The sequence below is a fragment of the Streptomyces sp. NPDC048411 genome, assembly GCF_040704695.1.
Classification (GTDB): domain Bacteria; phylum Actinomycetota; class Actinomycetes; order Streptomycetales; family Streptomycetaceae; genus Streptomyces.
In genome coordinates this window covers 23535-32278 of record NZ_JBEZKL010000083.1, presented here as the reverse complement: position 1 = coordinate 32278, position 8744 = coordinate 23535, and the positions used below count along the sequence as shown (strand labels likewise).

The window sequence follows — 8744 nt, the reverse complement described above, 5'->3', positions numbered from 1 at the left end:
CGGTGACGGAGGCGGGGGCGAGGTCGAGGTCGGCGGCGAGTTCGGAGGGGGCCGCCTTCCCGCCGCGTCCGGCGAGCTTGTGGAGCGTCTCGAACTCCTGGCGGTCCAGGTCGAAGTCGACCAGGGACTGTTCACGCACCCGCCGAAGGTGGACGGAGAGCTTCTTCATGCGCGTCACCGCGCCCTCGACATCGGGATCGAGGTCGGGAAGCACGGGCTTCCACCGCTCGACATGTCCGTCGGTCCAGTCGCGTGGCTCCATGAGGAAAGGGTACGCCCGGCGTACACATGTGCTTCGGCGCCAGATATTTTGTTGACGAATATTTCGATGCCGAAATAGATTTCCTCGCATGCCGCACCCCTTGCGCACGCGCGCCTTCCGCCTGCTCTTCATCGGACGCACCCTCTCCCTCCTCGGCGACGCCGCCATCCCCGCCGCCCTCTCCCTCGCCGTCTACCTGGCCACCGGCTCGACCGCCGCCCTCGCCCTGGTGCTGGCGTGCGCGATGGTGCCCAAGCTGCTCCTGCTGCCGCTCGGCGGCGTCATGGGCGACCGCTTCAACGCCCGCACGGTGGCGCTCACCACCGATCTCGTACGGTGCGCCGCCCAGCTCTTCGTCGGCGTGGAGCTGCTCGGCGGTGAACCGAGGCTCTGGCAGATCGCGGTCGCCGAGGTGATCGGGGGCGCGGCCGGCGCCTTCGCGATGCCGACCGCGTCGCCGCTGATCCGCGGCACGGTGGAAGCCTCGGGCCTGCTGCGCGCCAACTCCCTGATGGCGGTCGCCACCAGCGCGACCCGGCTCGGCGGCCCGGCCGTCGCCGGAACGCTGGTCCTCACCGCGGGCCCCGGCTGGGCGTTCGTGCTGGACAGTGCGAGCTTCGCGGTGAGCGCCGCACTCCTGTCCGCCATCAGGGTCCGGCATGTGCCGATACCGCGCCGCTCGATGCTCGCCGACCTCAAGGAGGGCTGGGGCGAGGTCCGCGGCCGCGACTGGTACTGGACGAGCCTGATCGCCCACTCCGTGTGGAACGGTGCGGCGGCCGTCCTGATGACCCTGGGGCCGGCACTGGCCATCGAGGACATGGGCGGGAAGAGCACCTGGATCGCCCTGCTCCAGACCGGCGCGGTCGGCCTGCTCCTCGGCTCGCTGCTGGCCGGGCGCGCCCGCCCGCGCCGCCCGGTTCTGGCCGCCAACCTGGGCCTCGCCACGTACGCACTCCCCCTCGGCCTCCTCGCGGCCGGCGCCCCCGCCCCGCTGACCATCGCCGGGTACGGCATCGCGCTGGCGGGACTCGGCTTCCTCGGCCCGGTCTGGGAGACCTCGGTCCAGTCCGCGGTACCCGCCCACGCGCTGGCCCGGGTGACCTCGTACGACTGGCTGCTCTCCCTCGGCGCGATGCCACTGGGCTACGCCCTGGCCCCGGTCGCCGCCACGGCCTGGGGTCCCGAAGTCCCGCTCGTCGTCGCTGCCGTGGCGGTCGGTGCGGCCTGTCTGGCGACGGCGGCGGTACCGGGCGTACGACGTTTCAGGGCCCCTGCGACCGCGGCCGGGGCGGCCAGTAACAAGCGCCCCGGAGTACCCGCTTGAACATGTCCACATACAGGTCCAGTCGTGGCGTACGTGACGGCGGCGCCCGCGGTCCCAGGGACGGAACATGCCGGATCCGCGGCACGGAGGACCAGGGCCGACAGCTACCCTCGGGGCTGTGGTGAAGGAAGCGAAGGACGCGAAGGAAGCCAAGGCTCCCAAGAGCGAGCAGACCCGCACACTCATTCTCGAAACGGCGCTCCGGCTCTTCGAGGAACGCGGCTACGACAAGACGACGATGCGGGCCATCGCGCAGGAGGCCGGGGTCTCCGTCGGCAACGCCTACTACTACTTCACGGGGAAAGACGCTCTCGTCCAGAGCTTCTACGACCGGCTCGCCGCAGAGCACGAGGCGGCGGTGAAGCCGGTCCTGGAAGGCGACAAGGACTTGGCCGTGCGGATCCGCGGGGTACTGCTCAGCTGGCTCGACGTGGCCGAGCCGTACCACCGCTTCGCCGCCCAGTTCTTCAAGAACGCCGCCGATCCGGAAAGCCCGCTCTCCCCGTTCTCCGAGGAGTCGGTCGCGGCCCGGGAGGCGGCGATCTCCATTCATGAACGGTGCCTGCGCGGCTCCAGCACCAAGACCGACCCCGAAATGACCGACGTACTGCCGCAGTTGATGTGGCTGATACAGATGGGTCTGGTGCTGTTCTGGGTGTACGACCGGACGGAGGGCGCCCAGCGCAGCCGCCGCCTCGTCGAGCGCACCGCACCGATCGGTGCCCGGGCGATCGCACTCTCCCGGTACCGGGTGCTGCGACCGCTCGTACGGCAGATCCACGACGTACTGGCGGACTTCCTGCCCGGGTCGGCGAAGCAGCAGCCGGCCACCGAGCGGCCGGGCCGGGAGAAGGCGTAAGGGCCGGGGCCGGCCGGAGACCTCGCACACGGTGTGCGGCGGTCTCCGGCCGGCCCCGGCCCTTTACGGATCCGAAAGAACCCAGTGCCCCCGGCAAAAGTTGCCGGGAGCCCGGCCAGGATCTTCAGTGCCGTTCTAGATCCAGTTGAGTTCCCACAGCCGCCAGATGCCCGTGCCGTCCGACAGGTACTGCGAGCCGGAGACATCGGTCGTGCTGACGACGTAGTCCTTCTTCTGCCACAGCGGCACGAGCGGCACGTCCTCGCCGACCAGCGCCTGGAGGTCCTTGAAGTCCGCCGCGGTACGGCTCCGGTCGCTGTACTGCAGCGTGGCCGAAATCAGGTCGTCGATCTTCTTGCTGGTGTAGCCGTTGTGAAGGCTGCTGTCGCGGCCGACGAGCGGCTGGCTGAAGGTGTCGGGGTCCGGGTAGTCGGGCAGCCATCCGACGGTGTACGCGTCGTACTTGCCGGCCGCGTAACCCTTCTGGAAGTCCTGCCAGTCCACGGCCTTGACCGAGACCTTGAACAGCCCGTCCGCCTCCAGCTGGCGACGGAGCTCGGCGGTCTCCTTGGTGTACGCGTCGTCGGCGCGGTAGGCGAAGGTGATGTGCAGCGGGGTCTGCACGCCCGCCTCCTGCATCAGCCGCTTGGCGCGCGCCGGATCGGGCGCCGGGTAGGCGTCGAAGAACGGCGTGCTGTGCCCGATGTAGCCCTGCGGGATCAGCGAGTAGAGCGGCTCGACGGTGCTCTTGTAGACATCTGCCACCAGCGGCCCGCGGTCGATGATGGACGCGATGGCCTGCCGGACCCTCTTGTCGGCGAGCGGGGACCCGGCGCGCACGTTGAAGACCAGGTTGCGGATCTCGGCGCTGTCCGCCTCGGTGATGCGCATGTCGGGGTCGCCGGGGTTCAGCTCGGCGAGCGTGGACGGCGGCAGCTGCCGGTGCGTCACCTGGACCTGTCCGGACTTCCAGGCCGCCAGGAGCTCGTCCGACTGCTTGTAGTAGCGGACGGTGACGGGGACGCCGGTCTTCTTCAGCGCACCCTTGTACCGGGTGTTCGGGACCAGTTCCGCCTCGACACCCGGTTTGTACGACTTCAGGACGTACGGCCCCGAGCCGTCGACCTTGGTTCCGGTGCGGAGCTTGTCCGCCGGGTACTCCTCGCGGTCGACGATCGAACCGGCCCCGGTGGCGAGCTTCTGCGGGAAGGTCGCGTCACGCGAGGAGAGGTTGAAGGTGATCGTGCGGCCCTCGGACACCACGTTCTTCAGGCTGGGGAACAGGACCGACGGGCCGACGTCCGTCTTGATCTTGATCATGCGCTCGATGGAGTACTCGACATCGGCGGCGGTGATCTTCCGGCCGCTGGCGAAGGTCAGGTCGTCGCGCAGTTTGCACTGGTACGTCTGGAGCTTCTGGCCGATGAACCCACAGCTCTCGGCAGCGTCCGGTTCCGGAACGATCGCCCCGGACTTGAACGTCATGAGGGACTGGTAGAGGTTGCTGTACATCGCCCAGGAACCGGCGTCGTACGCACCGGCCGGATCGAGGGACGTCACCTCGTCCGTCGTCCCGACCATGATCGGATCAGTCTTCGCCTCGTTCGAGGGAAGCAACTGCCAGGCGACCACGCCTGCGATGACCAAAACCGCGAGAATCGCGAGAATCCGTAGCCGGATCGACCGCATTGCCGTGCTCTCCCTTAACAGCCCCACCTGGGCAGATGTGCTCAGAAACGCACATCACCGTGCTCACGGTCAGCCAATCACACGATTTTCACATCTGGAAGAGGAAATCTGTATCTCATAGCCTTTTGTTCGACAGTTGAAACCTTCGCTGGGTCGAACGGCTGAAAACCGTGGAGACGCCGTGCAGTTGAGTCGTCCCTTTTATGTCGTTACGCCTGACGGGACGCCAGGTGGACGACGGTGATGTCGGAAGGGGCGCCGACCCGCACGGGCGGACCCCAGGCACCCGCACCCCGGGAGACGTACAACTGAGTATCCCCGTAGCGTTCCAGGCCGGCGACCGTGGGGTTGGCCAGTTCGGCGACGTAGTTGCCCGGCCAGAGCTGGCCGCCGTGGGTGTGGCCCGAAAGCTGGAGATCCACGCCGTACGCAACCGCGTCGTCGATGACGACGGGCTGATGTGCGAGGAGGACGGAGGCGCGGGTCCGGTCCCGGTCGCCCAGGGCGCGCTCGAAATCGGGGCCCTGCCCGTCGCTCCGACCGGCGACGTCATTGACGCCGGCGAGATCGAAACCGTCGATCTCGACCCGGGCGTTCTCCAGCGGGTGCAGCCCCAATTCCCTTACATGATGGACCCATTGGGCCGCACCGGAGAAGTACTCATGGTTGCCGGTGACGAAGAACGCGCCGTGGCGGGCCTTCAGCCGGGCGAGCGGTTCGGCGGCCGGACCGAGGTCGGCGACGGAGCCGTCGACGAGGTCCCCGACGACGGCGATCAGATCGGGCTGGGTCCGGTTGATCGTGTCGACGATCCGCTGGGTGTGGGCGCGGCCCAGGATCGGGCCAAGGTGGATGTCGCTGACGACAGCGATCCGGAAGCCGTGTGCGGCGCGCGGCAGTTTGGCGAGCGGGACGGTGACCTGCTTGACGCGCGGACCGCACAGCACGCCGTAGGTGCCGTAGCCGACGGTGCCGAGCCCGGCGACGGCGGCCGCGCCCCCGACGGCGCGCGCGACCAAGAGGCGGCGGGAGGGGTCGGCAGGGGCGTCGGCGACGAGGGTGGCAGGGGTTCCGCTCACGGGTGCACGGGCCGGGGAGTTCTCCGCCGCGGGCACTTCGACCTGAGATAAAACGGTTTCAGCCGAATCGTTCTCGGCAGCCGTACCGCCGCCCGCCCGGCGCACGAGGGTCCGCCGCAGAACAGGCCGTACCGCCTCACCCACCAGCAGAGCCAGGGTCAGGTACAGCAGCGCCGCCAGCCACAGATAGCCCGGCCAGGCCAGCACCTGCTGCAGCCAGAACGGGGCGCCCGCCCACCCGGAGACCAGGGCGCCGACGCTCAGCAGCGGCAGCAGCCAGACCGCCGCCGTGCCCACCCGGCGCAGCGTGCCGCCCGGGGCCGTCGTGTCGGCGACGAAGCGGCGCCACACATAGCGGTGCACACCGACGAGCAGCGCGAGGACCACCAGCGCCACCGGAACGAAGACCACTGCCACGTGCACTCCCCCACCCAGGTGCGCCTGCACCTTGTGCGCCGACGCTTCGTACACCTATGTCCGGTCGCCGCTCGGCCGGTTATGACTGTTCGCGGCGAAGCGCCCTGAGTCCGCGGAACCCGATCACACCGACCGCCGTCCCCAGGAGAAAGGACGTGATGGCGAGCAGCAGATGCACCCAGAAGTACGCAGTCGGGTCACCCACGTCGTCGAAGGCAAGTCCGCTGCCGTCTTTCCAGAGATTCTTGGCGAAAGTGACCCAAATGACCCAGCTCCACACCCCGAAGGCGAGCAGGAACCAGGAAACGGGGCGGCTGAGCTTCATGGATCCAGTATCGCCGCCGCGCTCCGGCCGGAGCGCCCGGGGTGGGCTGTCCCAGCGTCGCGGATGGCCGGTCAGCAGGTCCGCAACACTCGTCACATCATCAGCCTGTACGTTTCCGACCGTGCCCGCTCTGAAAAAGACCGCGCTGACGGTCATCTCCGCCGCTCTGCTGTCCACTCTTGTCATCAGTCCCGCATCAGCGGTCGACAAGGACACCGCCGACGACCCGAAGCCGACCACCCCCATGTCGAACGTCGGCGGCGCGAAGCTCGGCCGGGTCGGCACCCAGGTCGAACTCGGTCCCGGCGCCCCGGTGCTGCCGAAGGACCTCACCGGGCGGTCCTGGATCGTCGCGGACGCGGAGAGCGGTGAGGTGCTCGCCTCGCACAACTCGCACTGGCGGCTGCCCCCCGCGTCCACCCTGAAGATGCTGTTCGCCGACACGGTCATGGACTCGCCCGAACTGCAGCCGAAGACCCTGCAGCACGAGGTGACGGGCAAGGACCTCGCCGGTGTCGGCGAGGGCAGCAGCCTGGTCGGCGTCAAGGAGCACCTGACCTACACGGTCCACGACCTGTGGCTCGGCGTCTTCCTGCGCTCCGGCAACGACGCGGTACATGTGCTGTCCGCGATGTACGGAGGCGTGCCCAGGGCCGTCGCCGCCATGCGGGCGCACGCCGAAGAGCTGCAGGCCCTCGACACGAACGTCGTGTCTCCCGACGGTTACGACGCACCCGAACAGGTCTCCAGCGCGTACGACCTCACCCTGTTCGCCCGCAGCGGGCTGCAGAAGAAGGACTTCCGCGACTACTGCTCGACGGCCACGGCCGAATTCCCCGGGGAGAAGAAGAAGGGGAAGAAGCGCGGGACCTTTGAGATCCAGAACACCAACCGGCTGCTCACCGGCGTCGGCGGCGTCGAGCCGTACAAGGGCATCGCAGGCGTCAAGAACGGCTACACCACGCATGCGGGCAACACCTTCACGGGCGTCGCCGAGCGCAACGGCAAGGTGCTGCTCGTCACCGTCATGCACCCGTCGTCGAAGGAGCCCCACGCCGTCTACAAGGAGGCCGCGAGCCTGCTCGACTGGGGCTTCGACGCGGCCGGAAAAGTGACCCCGGTCGGCGAACTGGTGCCCCCGAAGTCCGCACAGACGGGCACCGGGAAGAGCGCGGAACCGACCAACGGCGACAGCGCCGCGGGCATCTCCGGCTCGGAAAACGACGATGCGGGCAAGCACAGTACGGCCGCCAAGGGCTCCAGCGGAGCCGGGGTCGCACTGGGGATCGTCGGCGCGGTGCTGGTTCTGCTGGCCGGCGGCGTGTTCCTGGTCAACCGGCGCTGGCCGCTGCCGGACCTGGTGCGCCGCCGTCCTCGCCGCTGACGTCCGCGACGCCCTCCCTGATGTCCTTGCTGCTCCGCGTCGCCGTCCAGGCGGCGCAGAACAGCAGCAGCTTCGCCGTGAAGTTGATCCACAGCAGGAGGGCGATCGGCACACCGAAGGCGCCGTACACGCTCTTCGACGCGACACTCTTCATATAGCCGCCGAGCAACAGCTTGAGCAGTTCGAAGCCGATCGCGCCGATCACCGCCGCTGTCAGCAGCCTGCGCCGCGGCGGCTTCACGCCCGGCAGCAGTGTCAGCAGATAGAGCAGCAGCAGGAAGTCGGCCACGGCCGCCACGAGCAGGGCCGCGGTCTGCAGCAGCACTCCGCCCGCGCCACGGTTGGGGATGCCCACCAGGCCGGCGGTCCAGCCGATCGCGGTGGAGCCCGCCGTGGAGGCGGCAAGGGTGACGAGCGCGGCTCCGCCGAGGCCGATCAGCAGTCCGGCATCCTTGAGCTTACGGACGACCGGATTGCCCTGGTCCACATCGTCCTTCTCCCAGACCGCGCGCAGGCAGCCCCGCATCGCACCGATCCAGCCGACGCCGGTGAAGAGCAGCAGCGCAGCGGCGACCAGCCCGACCGTGCCCGCATTGGCCACCAGATTGCTGATGCCCAGCTGGTCGGAGATGCCCGGCACCTGGTCGGCGATCGTCTTCTCGATCTTGTGCAGTTGCTCGTCGGAGAGCAGCGCGGCGCCGATCGCCGCGCCGACCGCGATCAGCGGGAAGAGCGCCAGGAAGCTGATGAAGGTGATCGCAGCGGCGAGCCTGGCCCAGTGCACCAGGTCCAGCCGTTCGTACGAGCGCCAGGCGTGCGTCATCATCAGCCGGGCGACAAGCGGCCCGATGACGGGGAGATTCTTCAGCCAGTCCATGACGTGCGCGTACCCTCCTGGGCGCGGAAAGCCGGTGTACGGGCCCCGGGCGCGGGCGCCGGGGTGGTGTCGGGCCGGCCCCGTGGGCGACATGGCCGGACGGCAACTGCACCACAGAGCCGCGGGCGTCGACGGCGACCAACACCCGGTACGGCCGAGGCAGAACCCCGCAGGCTGGACCCTCACGGCTCGGCGGCCGCCGGTCCGCACGGGGCCGTCCACACCAGCCCGACGGCGGCGAGCGCCCGGTCTCCCGGCACCACGTCCTCGGGGTTCGCCGGGCGTGCCGCGGCCGGCGAACCCCGCGTACCGCAGCACCGCAGCACCGCCAGGACGGACGGGATCACCGACAGCGGACGCCAGGGCGCAAGGCTTCCGCCGGCCGGGCCGCCGCTCTCCGGCGTCACGGACAAGGGGCGAGGGCCGCGCCCTGGGTGCCGAACGAAGCCGAAGCGGACTCTTCTGGTCAGTAAAGGAAGTTGCGCGTCACTGATGAGCAAAACTCCTTCAATCGCCCATTTCGGT

The 8744-nt window shown here is 69.1% G+C and carries 8 protein-coding genes and 1 pseudogene; 3 read left to right on the top strand and 6 right to left on the bottom strand.

Features of this window, described 5'->3' with window-relative positions:
• Positions 1-262 (bottom strand): annotated as a pseudogene (locus AB0915_RS25655) (MarR family transcriptional regulator); the annotation flags it as partial.
• An 88-nt stretch (positions 263-350) separates the two neighbouring features.
• On the opposite strand from AB0915_RS25655, the gene AB0915_RS25650 reads away from it, so the two are divergent.
• Positions 351-1589 carry an MFS transporter gene (locus AB0915_RS25650; protein WP_366693310.1) on the top strand — a complete coding sequence of 413 codons (1239 nt, stop codon included), beginning with the start codon at positions 351-353 and terminating at the stop codon, positions 1587-1589.
• A gap of 118 nt (positions 1590-1707) precedes the next feature.
• The gene (locus tag AB0915_RS25645; RefSeq protein ID WP_366693309.1) at positions 1708-2448 is read left to right on the top strand and encodes a TetR family transcriptional regulator; all 741 of its coding nucleotides are present in this window, start codon (positions 1708-1710) and stop codon (positions 2446-2448) included.
• Between the two features lie 135 nt (positions 2449-2583).
• Here AB0915_RS25645 and AB0915_RS25640 read toward each other — a convergent pair whose 3' ends face one another.
• The 3 genes from AB0915_RS25640 to AB0915_RS25630 form a co-directional block, all read right to left on the bottom strand.
• Positions 2584-4137 (bottom strand): ABC transporter substrate-binding protein, encoded by a 1554-nt coding sequence (locus AB0915_RS25640; protein ID WP_366693308.1) that lies wholly within the window; start codon positions 4135-4137, stop codon positions 2584-2586.
• A gap of 209 nt (positions 4138-4346) precedes the next feature.
• Positions 4347-5633 (bottom strand): metallophosphoesterase, encoded by a 1287-nt coding sequence (locus tag AB0915_RS25635; RefSeq protein ID WP_366693307.1) that lies wholly within the window; start codon positions 5631-5633, stop codon positions 4347-4349.
• A gap of 79 nt (positions 5634-5712) precedes the next feature.
• Positions 5713-5958, bottom strand: a complete 246-nt coding sequence (locus tag AB0915_RS25630) for a hypothetical protein (RefSeq protein WP_366693306.1) — start codon at positions 5956-5958, stop codon at positions 5713-5715.
• Between the two features lie 121 nt (positions 5959-6079).
• Between AB0915_RS25630 and AB0915_RS25625 the strand changes: the two genes are divergently transcribed.
• Positions 6080-7342, top strand: a complete 1263-nt coding sequence (locus AB0915_RS25625; protein ID WP_366693305.1) for a D-alanyl-D-alanine carboxypeptidase — start codon at positions 6080-6082, stop codon at positions 7340-7342.
• On the opposite strand, the gene AB0915_RS25620 is transcribed toward AB0915_RS25625, so the two are convergent.
• Both AB0915_RS25620 and AB0915_RS25615 read right to left on the bottom strand, forming a co-directional pair.
• Positions 7290-8219, bottom strand: a complete 930-nt coding sequence (locus AB0915_RS25620) for a YihY/virulence factor BrkB family protein (protein WP_366693304.1) — start codon at positions 8217-8219, stop codon at positions 7290-7292. The two genes, AB0915_RS25625 and AB0915_RS25620, sit on opposite strands and share 53 nt — an antisense overlap.
• Positions 8220-8401: 182 nt before the next feature.
• A complete protein-coding gene (locus AB0915_RS25615) occupies positions 8402-8632 on the bottom strand; it encodes a hypothetical protein (RefSeq protein ID WP_366693303.1) in 231 nt (76 codons plus the stop codon).
• Between the last annotated feature and the right edge of the window lie 112 nt (positions 8633-8744).

Bases quoted from the DNA above. Each gene is read 5' to 3' on its own strand.
- AB0915_RS25650 (WP_366693310.1), top strand. From the start codon at position 351: ATGCCGCACCCCTTGCGCACGCGCGCCTTCCGCCTGCTCTTCATCGGA.
- AB0915_RS25640 (WP_366693308.1), bottom strand. From the start codon at position 4,137: ATGCGGTCGATCCGGCTACGGATTCTCGCGATTCTCGCGGTTTTGGTC.
- AB0915_RS25630 (WP_366693306.1), bottom strand. From the start codon at position 5,958: ATGAAGCTCAGCCGCCCCGTTTCCTGGTTCCTGCTCGCCTTCGGGGTG.
- AB0915_RS25620 (WP_366693304.1), bottom strand. From the start codon at position 8,219: ATGGACTGGCTGAAGAATCTCCCCGTCATCGGGCCGCTTGTCGCCCGG.